We start from the raw sequence: 14,724 nt of genomic DNA on the forward strand, positions 1-14,724 counted from the left end.
TAATTTGTGCAGATGTTTCCGTCACTGGCAATGCTGGAACGCACCTCTATGCTTGAAATTACATATATCCACTTCATCCCACGGATGGGCTGAAGCCACTATCAGGAATGACAATGACCCAATCTTTACAAGGTACGTTCGACAAAAAGAAATGGATGAGTAATGTGCTCGACATCGACCGCCTGAAGTTAACCGACTTGATCTGGCCAGGCACTCACAACAGCGGCATGGACAAAAAAGCCCCCAACTATGATGTTGTCATTGGTAACTGGACCACGTGCCAAAACGATTCATTTGCGTGGCAACTGGCCAATGGTGCACGGGCATTTGATATCCGACTTGGTTACACCGAGGGACGCGATCAATCGATCTTCTACTTTCATCACAATGGCTTTCAGTCTCATCGTGTCCTTGATGAGCTGATCGACGCGACGACCGCGTTTCTTGATCAAAACCCGGACGAGTTCATCGTCTTCGACTTCCACCAAATGGGCGACGGTGCCAAGCGTTTTGACCACAAAAAACTCAATGACCTGCTGGTGAGTCGGCTCGGTTACCGAGTCATACCACCCTACGATGCAACGAAAACGGTGGGACAACTCAAACGCATGAGCACCCGCCGCAGGCTGGTGCTGGCAGCGCACGTTGTGCGGGGGCTGGACGATGATTACTTCTGGCCGCGCATCCCGCACAAATGGAGCGGCGAAACCTTCACCGACACGGCGGAACTGGAACGTCACATAGCCAACGAGCTGCAAGACGCACCGTTCGAGAGCTTTCTCTGGTCGTTATCGGCCACCAGCTACGGCTTTCTGGGCGGGCCTCAGGACATCAAGAACCAGATCAACGCCTGGTTCAACCCGACCCGGGACTGGGTGACCCGATGCAGCATTGTCAGCACCGACTTTTTCGATGAGTCAGACATCGTGCGTTACTGCTGGAGCGCGTCGAGCATGAAGGCGGTTTATGGCAGCGCCCTGCATCCGTAACCGGGCGCATGACGTCGGTCGACATGCCCCAGGCTGGCAATGTCGGCCGGTAAAGAGGCATGATCAGGGCGCAATAACAATAAAAGCGCCCTGATATGACCCGGACTGCCAGAGTCACCGATCCTTCCTACGAACTGATGGACGACCATAACGGGTTGTCGATCATCTATCGCCAGCACGGTTTCCCCTGCCCCTTGGTGCGCTGGCATTTTCACAAGGAATACGAACTGCACCTGATCGTCGCCAGCTCCGGCAAGGTGTTCATTGGCGACTACATCGGCAACTTCTATCCGGAAACACTTTTCCTCACCGGCCCCAACCTGCCCCACAACTGGATCAGCCAGGTCGCCGAGGACGAAGTGGTGCCCAAGCGGGACATGCTGGTCAACTTCACCGACGAGTTGTTCGAGAGCGGCCACCAGGTGTTTGCCGAACTCAAGACACTGGCGCCCTTGCTGGAGCGCGCGCAGTACGGCATAGAGTTTCGCTGCAAGCACACCATCCGCCAGGCGATGACCTTGATGCAGCGGATCGCCGACACCAAAGGCATGACCCGCCTCGGGCACTTTTTCATTTTGCTGGAGCTGCTCGCAGCCACCGACGACTACCAACTGCTGTCCGGTGCCACAACGCCGCAACTGGCGGATGAACACAACATCGATCGCACCAACCGCGCGGTGGATTACATCTTTGCCCACTACGCCCGTGAACTGCCGCTAGAGGAAGTCGCCGAGCACCTGGGCATGAAGCCGACCTATTTCAGTCGCGTGTTCAAGCAAGCCACCGGGCGCTGCTTCATCGAGTTCGTCAACCGGCTGCGCATCAGCAAATCCTGTGAACTGCTGGCTGACGGTGACAAACCGGTGACCGATGTGTGCTTCGAGTCGGGCTTCAACAATATCTCCAACTTCAATCGGCGTTTTCAGCAGTTGAAAGGCATGACGCCATCGCACTATCGGCGGTTGGCGGTGCAGCGGTTGACTGAGCAGAATCTGGGTTAATCCATTCGCGTCATGCGTTGATTTCCAGATCGCCTTCGCGGGCAAGCCTCGCTCCTACAGGAATTGCGCCCCCCCTGTAGGAGCGAGGCTTGCCCGCGAAGGCGCCCTAAAACCTGTACAAATTCTATCCCCGCACACCGCTGTGACGCCTATCCCTGCATCCCCCACCCCCGACAGCAGTGCAAAATAGTATCAATTCAAGTGCGATGGATGATTTGTCTCATCCTCAATTGAAGGCTGTAATCAGCGCACATTCTTCCTGCCCCGGAAGACACAAAAACAATAACTGTCCTTCTGTCCCCTCCGGGTGCAGAAAAGGAGTGCACGATGCAACCTTCTGTAAAAACTCTGCTAGCCCTCACCTGCATGACCCTCAGCAGCGTCAGCCTCGGCGCTCAGACCCTGACCATCGCCACCGTCAACAACAGCGACATGATCCGCATGCAAAAGCTCTCGAAAACCTTCGAGGCCGAGCACCCGGACATCAAGCTCAATTGGGTGGTGCTCGAAGAAAACGTCTTGCGTCAGCGCCTGACCACTGACATCGCCACCCAGGGCGGGCAGTTCGACGTGCTGACCATCGGCATGTACGAAGCTGCACTCTGGGGCGCCAAGGGCTGGCTGGAACCGATGAAGGATTTGCCGGCCACTTATGACCTCGACGACGTGTTCCCTTCGGTGCGTGAAGGCCTGTCAGTCAAGGGTTCGCTGTATGCCTTGCCGTTCTACGCCGAAAGCTCCATCACCTATTACCGCACCGACCTGTTCAAGGACGCCGGGCTGACCATGCCGGAACATCCGACCTGGGAACAGATCGGCGAATTCGCCAGCAAACTCACCAACAAGGATAAAGAGCAGTACGGCATCTGCCTGCGCGGCAAGGCCGGCTGGGGCGAGAACATGGCGCTGATCACCACCGTCGCCAATGCTTATGGCGCGCGCTGGTTCGATGAAAAATGGCAACCGGAATTCACCGGCCCCGAGTGGAAAAACGCCCTGAACTTCTACGTCGACACCATGAAGAAGTCAGGCCCGCCGGGCGCGTCGAGCAACGGTTTCAACGAAAACCTGGCGCTGTTCAACAGCGGCAAATGCGCGATCTGGGTCGATGCCAGCGTCGCCGGCTCGTTCGTCACCGACAAAACCCAGAGCAAAGTCAGCGAGCACGTCGGCTTCACCTACGCGCCGCACCAGACCACCGACAAAGGCTCGGCCTGGCTCTATTCCTGGGCGCTGGCGATTCCAACCAGCTCCAAAGCCAAGGACGCGGCGAAGACCTTCAGTGCCTGGGCAACCTCCAAGGAGTACGGCGCACTGGTCGCGGAAAAAGACGGCATTGCCAACGTACCGCCAGGCACGCGGGCCTCGACTTACAGCGAGGCGTACATGAGCGCAGCGCCATTTGCCAAAGTCACACTTGAATCGCTGAAAACGGCGGACCCAAGCAAGCCGACGCTCAAGCCTGTGCCTTACATCGGCATTCAGCTGGTGACCATCCCCGAGTTCCAGGGCATCGGTACTCAGGTAGGCAAGTCGTTCTCGGCGGCGCTGATCGGTCAGACCACGGTCGACCAGGCCCTGACCGCCGCCCAGCAAACCACAGAGCGTGAGATGAAGCGCGCGGGTTACCCCAAGTAACCCCAGCCTTCCCGCTCTCGCCTTATGTGGGAGCGGGCTTGCTCGCGAAGGGGCCGGCAGCCTCAACATCAACGTTGACTGACACACCGCTTTCGCGAGCAAGCCCGCTCCCACATGGGATCTTCTCAGGTCTGTACGACTCGGTTTTAACGCCATGAATATTTCAACTGCCAAAGCTCACATGGACATTCCCCAGCCGGTGCGTAAAAGCCGGTTGGCCAACCCCGGCTGGTTTCTGGTCAGCCCCTCGGTGGCCTTGCTGCTGCTGTGGATGATCGTGCCGCTGGGCATGACTGTTTACTTCTCGATGATCCGCTACAACCTGCTCAACCCGGGCGAGAACGAGTTCGTGGGGCTTGAGAACTTCACCTACTTCCTGACCGATTCCGGGTTCATGCCCGGCGCCACCAACACCTTGTTGCTGGTCGGTAGCGTATTGCTTATCAGTGTGGTGCTCGGGGTGTTGATCAGTGCGTTGCTGGAGGCCAGTGATTTTCTCGGTCGCGGCGTCGTGCGGGTGATGCTGATCTCGCCGTTTTTCATCATGCCCACCGTCGGTGCGCTGATCTGGAAGAACCTGATTTTCCACCCGGTGTCGGGGATTCTCGCCTACGTCTGGAAACTGTTCGGCGCGCAACCGGTGGACTGGCTGGCGCACTACCCGCTGCTGTCGATCATCATCATTGTGTCCTGGCAATGGCTGCCCTTCGCGATCCTGATCCTGATGACCGCCATGCAGTCCCTCGACCAGGAACAGAAAGAAGCTGCGCGCCTCGACGGTGCAGGGCCGATTGCGATCTTCTGGCACCTGACCCTGCCGCACCTGGCACGACCGATTGCCGTCGTGGTGATGATCGAAACGATCTTCCTGCTCTCGGTGTTCGCCGAAATCTTCACCACCACCAACGGCGGCCCCGGCTACGCCTCGACCAACCTCGCCTACCTGATCTACAACCAGGCGCTGGTGCAGTTCGACGTCGGCATGGCGTCCGCCGGCGGTTTGATTGCGGTGGTGATCGCCAACATCGCGGCCATCGTGCTGGTACGCATGATCGGCAAAAACCTGACAGACAAAGCCTGAGGCCCGCGCCATGACCCTTCAACAATCCCGTCGTCTGCAAAGTGTGCTGCTCGGCACGCTGGCCTGGGCCATCGCGATCCTGATCTTCTTCCCGATTTTCTGGATGGTGCTGACCAGTTTCAAAACCGAAATCGATGCGTTCGCCACGCCGCCGCAATTCATCTTCACACCGACGCTGGAGAACTACCTGCACATCAACGAGCGCAGCGATTACTTCAGTTTTGCCTGGAACTCGGTGGTGATTTCCTTCAGCGCCACGGCGTTGTGCCTGTTGATCGCGGTGCCGGCGGCCTACTCGATGGCGTTCTACGAAACCCAGCGCACCAAAGGCACGCTGCTGTGGATGCTCTCCACCAAGATGCTGCCGCCGGTGGGCGTGCTGATGCCGATCTACCTGCTGGCCAAGAGCTTTGGCCTGCTCGACACGCGCATCGCACTGATCGTGATCTACACGCTGATCAACCTGCCCATCGTGGTCTGGATGATTTACACCTACTTCAAGGACATCCCCAAAGACATCCTCGAAGCCGCGCGTCTGGACGGCGCCACGCTGTGGCAGGAAATGGTTCGCGTGTTGCTGCCGATCGCCAAGGGCGGTCTGGCTTCCACGGTGTTGCTGTCGCTGATCCTGTGCTGGAACGAAGCCTTCTGGTCGCTGAACCTGACCTCGTCGAAAGCCGCGCCACTGACCGCGTTGATCGCTTCGTACTCAAGCCCCGAGGGGTTGTTCTGGGCCAAGTTGTCGGCGGTGTCGACCCTGGCCTGCGCGCCGATCCTGATCTTCGGCTGGATCAGCCAGAAACAACTGGTCCGCGGCCTGTCGTTTGGCGCGGTGAAATGAAACGACGCCTGATACGAATTTCCGGCCTGACACGATCCCCTGTAGGAGCCAGCTTGCTGGCGATGACGGCCTCAAAAGCGATGCAAAATTTCAGGGCCTCATCGCCGGCAAGCCGGCTCCTACAAAAAAGCCCGTTCGGTTCAACTGAATAAAAACAAGCGGAGGCCCATCACCATGGCCAACCTGAAAATCAAGAATCTGCAAAAAGGCTTCGAAGGCTTTTCCATCATCAAAGGCATCGACCTGGAAGTGAACGACAAGGAATTCGTGGTCTTCGTCGGCCCGTCCGGCTGCGGCAAGTCCACCCTGCTGCGCCTGATCGCAGGCCTCGAAGAAGTCAGCGGCGGCAGCATCGAACTTGATGGCCGCGACATCACCGAAGTCAGCCCGGCCAAGCGTGACCTGGCGATGGTGTTCCAGACCTACGCCCTGTACCCGCACATGAGCGTGCGCAAAAACATGTCGTTTGCCCTTGATCTGGCCGGCGTACCGAAAGCCGAAGTAGAGAAGAAAGTCGGCGAGGCGGCGCGCATCCTTGAGCTCGGACCGATGCTGGAGCGCAAGCCGAAGCAACTGTCGGGCGGCCAGCGTCAACGCGTGGCCATCGGCCGCGCCATCGTGCGCAACCCGAAAATTTTCCTGTTCGACGAACCGCTGTCCAACCTCGACGCGGCGCTGCGCGTACAGATGCGTCTGGAACTGTTGCGCCTGCACAAAGAACTGCAAGCGACGATGATCTACGTGACCCACGACCAGGTGGAAGCCATGACCATGGCCGACAAAGTCGTCGTGCTCAATGGCGGCAAGATCGAGCAGGTCGGCTCGCCGCTGGACCTGTATCACCAGCCGGCCAACCTGTTTGTCGCAGGCTTTCTCGGCACACCGAAGATGGGCTTTCTCAAGGGCAAAGTCACCCGTGTCGACAGCCAAAGCTGCGAAGTGGCGCTCGATGCCGGCACCCGCATCACGTTGCCGCTGAGCGGCGCCAGCCTGAGCGTCGGTGGCGCGGTGACGCTGGGCATTCGCCCGGAACATCTGGAACTGGCACGAACCGGCGACTGCACCTTGCAGGTCACCGCCGACGTCAGCGAACGACTGGGCAGCGACACCTTCTGCCACGTCCGGACCTCGTCCGGTGAAGCGCTGACCATGCGGGTTCGCGGCGATCTGGCCAGCCGTTATGGCGAGGCGCTGAGCCTGCACCTGGACGCCGAACACTGCCATTTATTCGATGCCGACGGCGTGGCGCTGACCCGCCCGTTGCGCGCAGCGGCCTGATTTCAGAGAGCGTGTGATGAAACTGAATAAACAGAACCTGCACCACCTCTCACCCGAAGTGGTCCTGCCCGCCTACGCCCTGAGCGACGCCCGCCAAGGCATCGCGCACATTGGCGTCGGCGGCTTCCACCGCGCCCATCAGGCGTATTACACCGACGCCTTGATGAACACTGGCGAAGGCCTGGACTGGGCAATATGCGGCGTCGGCCTGCGCGCCGAAGACCGCCGCGCCCGGGACGACCTGAAGGAGCAGGATTACCTGTTCACCCTGTTTGAACTCGGCGACACCGATGACACCGAAGTCCGGGTCATCGGCGCAATCCGCGACATGCTGCTGGCCGAGGACGGCGCGCAAGTGTTGATCGACAAACTGTCGAGTCCCGAGATCCGCATCGTCTCGCTGACCATCACCGAGGGCGGTTACTGCATCGACGACAGCAACGGCGAATTCATGTCGCACCTGCCGCAGATCCAGCACGACCTCGCGCACCCGGATTCGCCGAAAACCGTGTTCGGTTTTCTCTGCGCCGCGTTGGCCAAACGCCGCGCTGCCGGCACGCCGGCGTTCACCTTGATGTCCTGCGATAACCTGCCGCACAACGGCGCAGTCACCCGCAAAGCGTTGCTGGCCTTCGCCGCGCTGCGCGATGCAGACCTGCACGACTGGATCGCCGAAAACGTCAGTTTTCCGAATGCGATGGTCGACCGCATCACGCCGATGACCAGCACCGAACATCGCCTGCAACTGGCCGACAAACACGCTGTCGACGATGCCTGGCCGGTGGTCTGCGAACCGTTTGTGCAGTGGGTACTGGAGGACAAGTTCGTCAACGGTCGCCCGGACTGGGAAAAGGTCGGCGTGCAGTTCACCGACGACGTCACGCCGTACGAAGAGATGAAAATCAAACTGCTCAACGGCAGTCACCTGGCGCTGACGTACCTGGGGTTTTTGAAGGGTTACCGTTTCGTTCACGAGACCATGAACGACCCGCTGTTTGTGCGTTACATGCGCGCCTACATGGACCTGGACGTGACGCCGCAACTGTCGTCCGTGCCGGGGATTGATCTGACTGATTACAAGAACACCCTGGTGGAGCGCTTTTCCAATCAGGCGATTGCCGATCAGCTGGAGCGTGTGTGCTCGGACGGTTCGTCGAAGTTTCCCAAGTTCACCATTCCGACCATCAACCGCTTGATTGCCGATGGCCGGGAGACCAAGCGTGCGGCGCTGGTGGTGGCGGCTTGGGCGTTGTATTTGAAGGGTGTGGACGAGAATGGTGATACCTACGCCATTCCGGATCCTCGGGCGGCGTTTTGTCAGGCGCTGGTGGCCGATGATGCGTTGATGACCCAGCGGCTGCTGGGGGTGGAGGAGATTTTTGGTACGGCGATTGCGCATTCGCTGGAGTTTGTCGCGGCGTTTGAGTGGTGCTGCAACAGTTTGCGCGAAGTTGGGGTTTCGCGGACGTTGGAGCGGGTGTTGGCGTAAAAGCGGCGGTGACATCACCGCCGTCATCGCGAGCAGGCTCGCTCCCACATTGGATCGGTGTCGTACACAAAATCCGCGTCCACTAAAGATCCCCTGTGGGAGCGAGCCTGCTCGCGATAGCTTCACCGAGAGAGACCTGACACACCAAGGATTTACCATGCCAAACCAACATCTATTCCTCGGCATCGACTGCGGCACCCAAGGCACCAAGGTCATCATCCTCGATGCCCACAACGGTCAGGCCCTCGGCCAAGGCGCCGCCGCGCACACGTTGATCAGCGGCGCCAATGGCCGTCGCGAGCAGGACACCTCGCAATGGCTGGAAGCATTCACTTCAGCCACGCGTCGTGCGCTGATCGCGGCAAACGTCGACGGTCAGGACATCCTCGGCATCGGTGTTTCCGGTCAGCAACACGGCCTGGTCCTGCTCGACGATCAAGGCCAGGTACTGCGCCCCGCCAAGCTCTGGTGCGACACCGAATCCACTCCGGAGAACGACCGTCTGCTGGCGCACATTGGCGGTGAAAAAGGCTCGCTCGAACGCCTCGGCGTGGTCATTGCACCGGGCTACACCGTTTCAAAACTGCTCTGGACCAAAGAACAGCACCCGGAGGTTTTTGCGCGGATCGCGCGCATCCTGCTGCCCCACGACTACCTCAACTACTGGCTGACCGGCCGCAGTTGCAGCGAATACGGCGATGCCTCCGGCACCGGTTATTTCAACGTGCGCACCCGCCAGTGGGACTTGCAGCTGCTGCGCGACATTGATCCCAGCGGTCGTTTGCAAGCGGCGCTGCCGGAGCTGATCGACGCCCATCAAGCGGTCGGCACGATCCTGCCGGGCATCGCCGAGCACCTGGGCATCAACCCCAAGGCGCTAGTGTCCAGCGGCGGTGGCGACAACATGATGGGCGCCATCGGCACCGGCAACATCCGGCCCGGCGCGATCACCATGAGCCTCGGTTCCTCGGGCACGGTGTACGCCTATGCCGATCAACCGACCGTCAGCGCTGACGCATCGGTCGCGACGTTCTGTTCCTCCAGCGGTGGCTGGTTGCCGCTGATCTGCACCATGAACCTGACCAATGCCACCGGGGTGATTCGCGATCTGTTCGAGCTGGATATCGAGCAGTTCAACGCCCTCGTCGCGCAAGCACCGATCGGCGCCGAAGGTGTGAGCATGCTGCCGTTTCTCAACGGCGAGCGCGTCCCCGCCCTGCCCCACGCCACCGGCAGCTTGCTGGGCTTGACCATGACCAATCTGACGCCAGCCAATTTGTGCCGCGCCGTGGTCGAAGGCACGACCTTCGGTTTGCGTTATGGGCTGGACCTGCTGCGCCAGAATGGCTTACAAAGCCGCACCATCTGCCTGATCGGCGGCGGCTCGAAAAGCCCGGTGTGGCGCCAGATTGTCGCCGACATCATGAACACCAAGGTGATCTGCACCGAACAAAGCGAAGCCGCCGCCCTCGGCGCGGCGATTCAGGCGGCATGGTGCAAATCCTGGGAAAACGGCCACGAAGACAGCCTCGCGGACTTGTGCGAGCGCTGCGTGAAGCTCGATCCGGCGAGCGAAACCCTGCCGATTGCAGAGAATGTAACGGCCTGTCAGCAGGCCTATGAACGCTATCAACAGCATGTCGCAACCCTTTAAAGAGTGAACAACTATGTATCTGGTGTGTGGCGAAGCGCTGTTCGATTTCTTCAGTGAAGACGACGCCAGCGGCCTGGCTTCAAAAGTGAATTTCAAGGCGATTGCCGGCGGCTCGCCCTTCAACGTGGCGGTGGGTTTGCGCCGTTTAGGCGTGGACGCGGCGCTGTTTGCCGGGTTGTCGACCGACTACCTGGGCCGGCGTTTGCAGCAGGTGCTGCAAGATGAAGGCGTACGCCCGGATTACCTGGTGGATTTCGCTGCACCGACCACCCTGGCGATGGTCGCGGTCGGCGCCAATGGTTCACCGCAGTACAGTTTCCGTGGTGAAGGTTGCGCGGATCGGCAGTTGAAACCGGAGCATTTGCCGGAACTGGGGCCAGAGGTGCGCGGCTTGCACATTGGCTCGTTCTCGCTGGTGGTGCAGCCGATTGCCGACACGTTGCTCGCCCTGGTGCAGCGGGAAAGTGGCAAGCGCCTGATCAGCCTTGATCCGAACGTGCGGCTCAATCCTGAACCGAACATCGAGCTGTGGCGTTCACGGGTTGCGACGCTGGTGGAGCTGGCCGACTTGATCAAAGTCAGCGATGAGGACCTGAGCCTGTTGTATCCAGGGCAGGATCCGCAGCGGGTGATTGAAGGCTGGTTGCAGCATCGCTGTCAGGTGGTGTTCCTGACCCGTGGCGGCGAAGGTGCGACGGTGTTTAGCCGCAATCACGGTTCGTGGTCGGTGCCGGCCTGTCCGGTGAAGATTTCCGACACCGTGGGCGCTGGCGATACGTTCCAGGCGGCGTTGATTACCTGGCTGACCGAGCAGCAACTGGATTCGGTCGAGGGCGTGCAATCGCTGGCGCGCGAGCAGATCGACGGGATGTTGAAGTTTGCAGTACGGGCAGCGGCGTTGACGTGCAGCAAGACCGGGCCGGATTTGCCGTATCGGCAGCAGTTGGATCTTCGCTGAATGTAAGGGCCCCATCGCGAGCAGGCTCGCTCCCACATTGGCTCAATGCCGAACACAAGATCCATGTTCACTAAAGATCCATTGTGGGAGCGAGCCTGCTCGCGATGGCGGCCTGTCAGGCGCTACAAGACTGAAAAGTTGTAGCTGATGATCAACCGCGTCTCATCCACATCCCGCGCAAACTTCTCGTAGTTGGTCCGGTATGTCGCATTACGCAGCCGCAGGCTGACATCCTTGAACGTCCCGCTTTGCACCACGTACTTGAGCTCGCTGTCGCGCTCCCACTCCTTCCCTTCCTGATCGCTGCCAAGCACTTTGATGTGGTCGCCGTTCACGTAACGGGTCAGGAAACTCAGGCCGTTGATACCAATCGACTTGAAGTCATAGTCATAACGCAGTTGCCACGAACGCTCCTGCGCGGCGGCGAAGTCATTGACCTGCACGTAGTTCACCAGGTACGGATTGGTGCCATCCAGGTACGGCATCGAGTTGTCGCCGTTCATGCGCTGCAAACCGGCACTGAAGGTGTGGCCGCTGATGGCGTACGCGAGCATGCCGCTCAGTGCGCGGTTGTCGATGGAGCCGGCACGCTCGGCGCCGCTGTCGGCACTCTTGAGCACGCGCAGATCAGCCTTGAGCACGCCCTCACCCAGCGGCTGACTGGCCAGCAAACCCACGAAGTGCTGGCGATAGATGTCTTCCAGCTCGGCGTAGTGATACTGCGCAGTCAGGCGCTCATTGATCTTGTAGTCGAAGCCATACATGTCGAAGTGATCGGCCGTGACGTTGCAGGCGTAGCGCTTGTTCTTGCAGTGCACGCGGATGTCCTGGGCATCGGTCGAGTCCCGGGCGGTGTACTGGTCAAGGCGCGCGGCCATGAACGTCAGGTCCTTGATCTCTTTAGAGGTGAGCTGCGCGCCGTTGAACATGGTCGGCAGCAAACGCCCGTCGTTGTACTTGAGCAGCGGCACGTCCGGCAGCAGCGCGCCGTACTTCAATACGCTATCGGAGACGCGCACCTTGGCGGTCAGGCCGAGTTTGGCGTACTGGTCTTTCGAGCCACGCGGGTTTTCACCCGACGATGGCAGCAAGCCGCTGTTGCTGCTGTCGGCGCTGGAATCGAGTTTGAACCCGAGCATGCCCAGCGCATCGATACCGAAGCCGACGGTGCCTTCGGTGTAACCCGATTGCAGATTGAGAATGAAGCCCTGCGCCGACTCTTCGCGCTTGGACGCGCCCTGTTCGGTGGACGTATGACCATCACGAAAGTCACGGTTGAAATACACCGTGCGCGATTCGATCTTCGCCGTGGTGTCATCGAGAAAACCGCTCGCCTGAGCCTGGACGGTAAAACCGGCGCACAGGACTAAAGCGCCGAAGCCAAGTGACTGGCGCGCGGTGATGAGTTGAAAAGGGGGACGCATGAAAAAGCTCCAACAGTGCAGCGTTTGCGCAAGGCGCAATAAGCCAGAAAATAGCTTCGCCCCGGACCAGGAACTGGCCAGGATGAAGGCGACACACGGGGGTGAGCGGCAATGATGGCAGAAGGCTTTTACCTGCTACAGACGACTTTAGTCGGAAAATGACTCCCTGTTCTGGCACGGCGCTGACCAGCGGGGGGCAATTGATCGATGAGCCCGCAGGCAAAGAGCCCCCGTGTTTATTGGTCGAAACCGTGCCATTAGGGGTTTTCCCGATGCCGGGGCACGCCCTCATCTACGGCATTTGCGCCTTGAACGAGGCGGTTTAATCCTGCACCATCCGCTCCTGCTTATCCAAAGGACGGAATTCAAGGCATGCTGGACGCAAACGCAATCCATATTTCCCTCACGCTGGAAGGCGTTTCCGCTGACCTTCAGGTACTCAGTTTCGTCGGTCGCGAAGCCCTCAATCAGCCCTTCTGTTTTGACATCGAACTGGTCAGCGCGCGCCCCGACCTGAAACTCGAAGAGTTGCTGCACAAGCCCGGCTGCCTGACCTTCGGCGCCACCGGCGAAGGCATCATTCACGGCCTGGTCTATCGCATCGAGCAAGGCGACTCCGGCAAAAGCCTGACCCGCTACAGCATCAGCCTGGTGCCGCAACTGGCCTACCTGCGCCACAACCATGACCAGCAGATTTTCCAGCATTTGACGGTGCCGAAGATCATCGCCCAGGTCCTTGAGGCCCGCGGCATTCTGGCCGACGCCTATGACTTCCAGCTCGGCGCGATCTATCCGGAGCGCGTCTACTGCGTGCAGTACGACGAATCCGACCTGCATTTCATCCAGCGCCTGTGCGAAGAAGAAGGCATTCACTTCCACTTCCAGCACAGCAGCAGCGGCCACAAACTGGTGTTCGGCGATGACCAGACGGTGTTCCGCAAACTCGCGCCCGTGGCCTATCAGCAAGACTCGGGCATGGCCGCCGAGAAACCGGTGATCAAGCGCTTCAACCTGCGCTTGGAAACCCGTACCAGCCGCGTCAGCCGCCGCGATTACGACTTCGAAAAACCGCGCATCCTGCCTGAAGGCGCCGCTTCCAGTGCGTTCGCTCCGGACCTCGAAGACTACGACTACCCCGGCCGTTTCACCGACCGTGCCCGTGGCAAGCAACTGGCCACCCGCGCCCTCGAACGCCACCGCAGCGACTACAAACTCGCGGAAGGCAAAGGCGACCAGCCGACGCTGGTCAGCGGTCACTTCATGGCCCTGAGCGAACACCCGCGCGCCGAATGGAACGACCTCTGGCTACTGCTGGAAGTGGTCCACGAAGGCAAGCAACCGCAAGTGCTCGGCGCCAACGTCACCAGCGACGTCACCCACAACAAAGACGATTTCCACCAGGGCTACCGCAACCGCTTCCTCGCCACGCCGTGGGACGCGCACTACCGCCCTGCCCTCGAACACCCGAAACCGCAAGTCCTCGGCAGCCAGACCGCCATCGTCACCGGCCCGCCCGGCTCGGAAATCCACTGCGACGAGTACGGCCGCGTCAAAGTGCAATTCCACTGGGACCGCGACGGCCAGGCCAACGACAACACCAGTTGCTGGCTGCGCGTCGCCACCGGCTGGGCCGGCAGCGCCTACGGCGGCATCGCCATCCCGCGTGTCGGCATGGAAGTGCTCGTCACCTTCCTCGAAGGCGACCCCGACCAACCGCTGGTCACCGGCTGCCTGTACCACAAGGAAAACGTCGTCCCCTACGACCTGCCGGCGAACAAAACCCGCAGCACCTTCAAGACCCTCAGCTCATCGGGCGGCAAGGGCTACAACGAGTTCCGCATCGAAGACAAAAAAGGCGCGGAACAGATCTACCTGCATGCCCAGCGCGACTGGGACGAAAACATCGAACACGACCAGAAAATCCGCATCGGCAATGAGCGGCATGACACGGTCGAGGCGAAGGTGTTTAGCGAGTTCAAGGTTGAGGAGCACCGGATTACGCATCTGGATCGCAAGACTGAAGCGCGGGCGGATGACCACCTTACGGTGGGCGTAACCCAGCACGTGAAGGTCGGGACGGCGCAGTTTGTTGAGGCTGGTGAGGAGATTCACTACCACGCGGGTAATAAAGTGGTGGTTGAAGGCGGGATGGAACTGACGGCGAAGGCTGGCGGGAGTTTCGTCAAGGTCGATGCGGGGGGGGTGACGATTAGTGGGGCTGAGGTGAAGGCGAACTCGGGTGGTGCGCCGGGTGCGGGCACGGGGATTGCTCAGTTGCCGCCGGTGGTGCCGACGCCTGCCGATCAGGATCGTGCGGGGAATGTGGTGCAAGCGAAGACGGTTCACTGACAACTTTAAAGCCGCAACAAGC

The 14,724-nt window shown here is 60.0% G+C and carries 11 protein-coding genes; 10 read left to right on the forward strand and 1 reads right to left on the reverse strand.

Annotated features, from left to right (window positions below; all coding sequences use genetic code 11):
• Positions 1 to 113 precede the first annotated feature (113 nt).
• The 9 genes from PMI32_RS21740 to PMI32_RS21700 all read left to right on the forward strand — a co-directional run bounded on the left by PMI32_RS21740 (position 114) and on the right by PMI32_RS21700 (position 10,929).
• Positions 114 to 989: a phosphatidylinositol-specific phospholipase C domain-containing protein gene (locus tag PMI32_RS21740; protein WP_008026552.1), complete on the forward strand. Its 876-nt coding sequence runs from the start codon at positions 114 to 116 to the stop codon at positions 987 to 989.
• 95 nt (positions 990 to 1,084) lie between these two features.
• Positions 1,085 to 1,990 (forward strand): AraC family transcriptional regulator, encoded by a 906-nt coding sequence (locus PMI32_RS21735; protein ID WP_008026553.1) that lies wholly within the window; start codon positions 1,085 to 1,087, stop codon positions 1,988 to 1,990.
• A gap of 327 nt (positions 1,991 to 2,317) precedes the next feature.
• Positions 2,318 to 3,628: an ABC transporter substrate-binding protein gene (locus PMI32_RS21730; RefSeq protein WP_008026554.1), complete on the forward strand. Its 1,311-nt coding sequence runs from the start codon at positions 2,318 to 2,320 to the stop codon at positions 3,626 to 3,628.
• A gap of 154 nt (positions 3,629 to 3,782) precedes the next feature.
• A complete protein-coding gene (locus PMI32_RS21725) occupies positions 3,783 to 4,709 on the forward strand; it encodes a carbohydrate ABC transporter permease (protein WP_032828623.1) in 927 nt (308 codons plus the stop codon).
• A 10-nt stretch (positions 4,710 to 4,719) separates the two neighbouring features.
• The gene (locus PMI32_RS21720) at positions 4,720 to 5,550 is read left to right on the forward strand and encodes a carbohydrate ABC transporter permease (protein WP_008026557.1); all 831 of its coding nucleotides are present in this window, start codon (positions 4,720 to 4,722) and stop codon (positions 5,548 to 5,550) included.
• Positions 5,551 to 5,724: 174 nt separating this feature from the next.
• Positions 5,725 to 6,828: an ABC transporter ATP-binding protein gene (locus PMI32_RS21715; protein ID WP_008026558.1), complete on the forward strand. Its 1,104-nt coding sequence runs from the start codon at positions 5,725 to 5,727 to the stop codon at positions 6,826 to 6,828.
• 16 nt (positions 6,829 to 6,844) lie between these two features.
• Positions 6,845 to 8,317 carry a mannitol dehydrogenase family protein gene (locus PMI32_RS21710; RefSeq protein ID WP_008026561.1) on the forward strand — a complete coding sequence of 491 codons (1,473 nt, stop codon included), beginning with the start codon at positions 6,845 to 6,847 and terminating at the stop codon, positions 8,315 to 8,317.
• Positions 8,318 to 8,474: 157 nt separating this feature from the next.
• Entirely contained in the window at positions 8,475 to 9,971 is a 1,497-nt protein-coding gene (gene xylB / locus PMI32_RS21705; RefSeq protein WP_008026563.1) for a xylulokinase, read from the forward strand.
• A 13-nt stretch (positions 9,972 to 9,984) separates the two neighbouring features.
• On the forward strand, positions 9,985 to 10,929 hold the full coding sequence (locus PMI32_RS21700) for a carbohydrate kinase family protein (RefSeq protein ID WP_008026566.1): 945 nt from the start codon (positions 9,985 to 9,987) through the stop codon (positions 10,927 to 10,929).
• A gap of 122 nt (positions 10,930 to 11,051) precedes the next feature.
• On the opposite strand, the gene PMI32_RS21695 is transcribed toward PMI32_RS21700, so the two are convergent.
• Positions 11,052 to 12,353, reverse strand: coding sequence for an OprD family porin (locus PMI32_RS21695; RefSeq protein WP_008026568.1), 1,302 nt, complete (start codon positions 12,351 to 12,353; stop codon positions 11,052 to 11,054).
• Between the two features lie 372 nt (positions 12,354 to 12,725).
• Between PMI32_RS21695 and PMI32_RS21690 the strand changes: the two genes are divergently transcribed.
• Positions 12,726 to 14,702: a type VI secretion system Vgr family protein gene (locus PMI32_RS21690; protein ID WP_008026569.1), complete on the forward strand. Its 1,977-nt coding sequence runs from the start codon at positions 12,726 to 12,728 to the stop codon at positions 14,700 to 14,702.
• Positions 14,703 to 14,724 lie beyond the last annotated feature (22 nt).

The organism is Pseudomonas sp. GM60 (assembly GCF_000282415.1).
GTDB classification, from domain to species: Bacteria; Pseudomonadota; Gammaproteobacteria; order Pseudomonadales; family Pseudomonadaceae; genus Aquipseudomonas; species Aquipseudomonas migulae.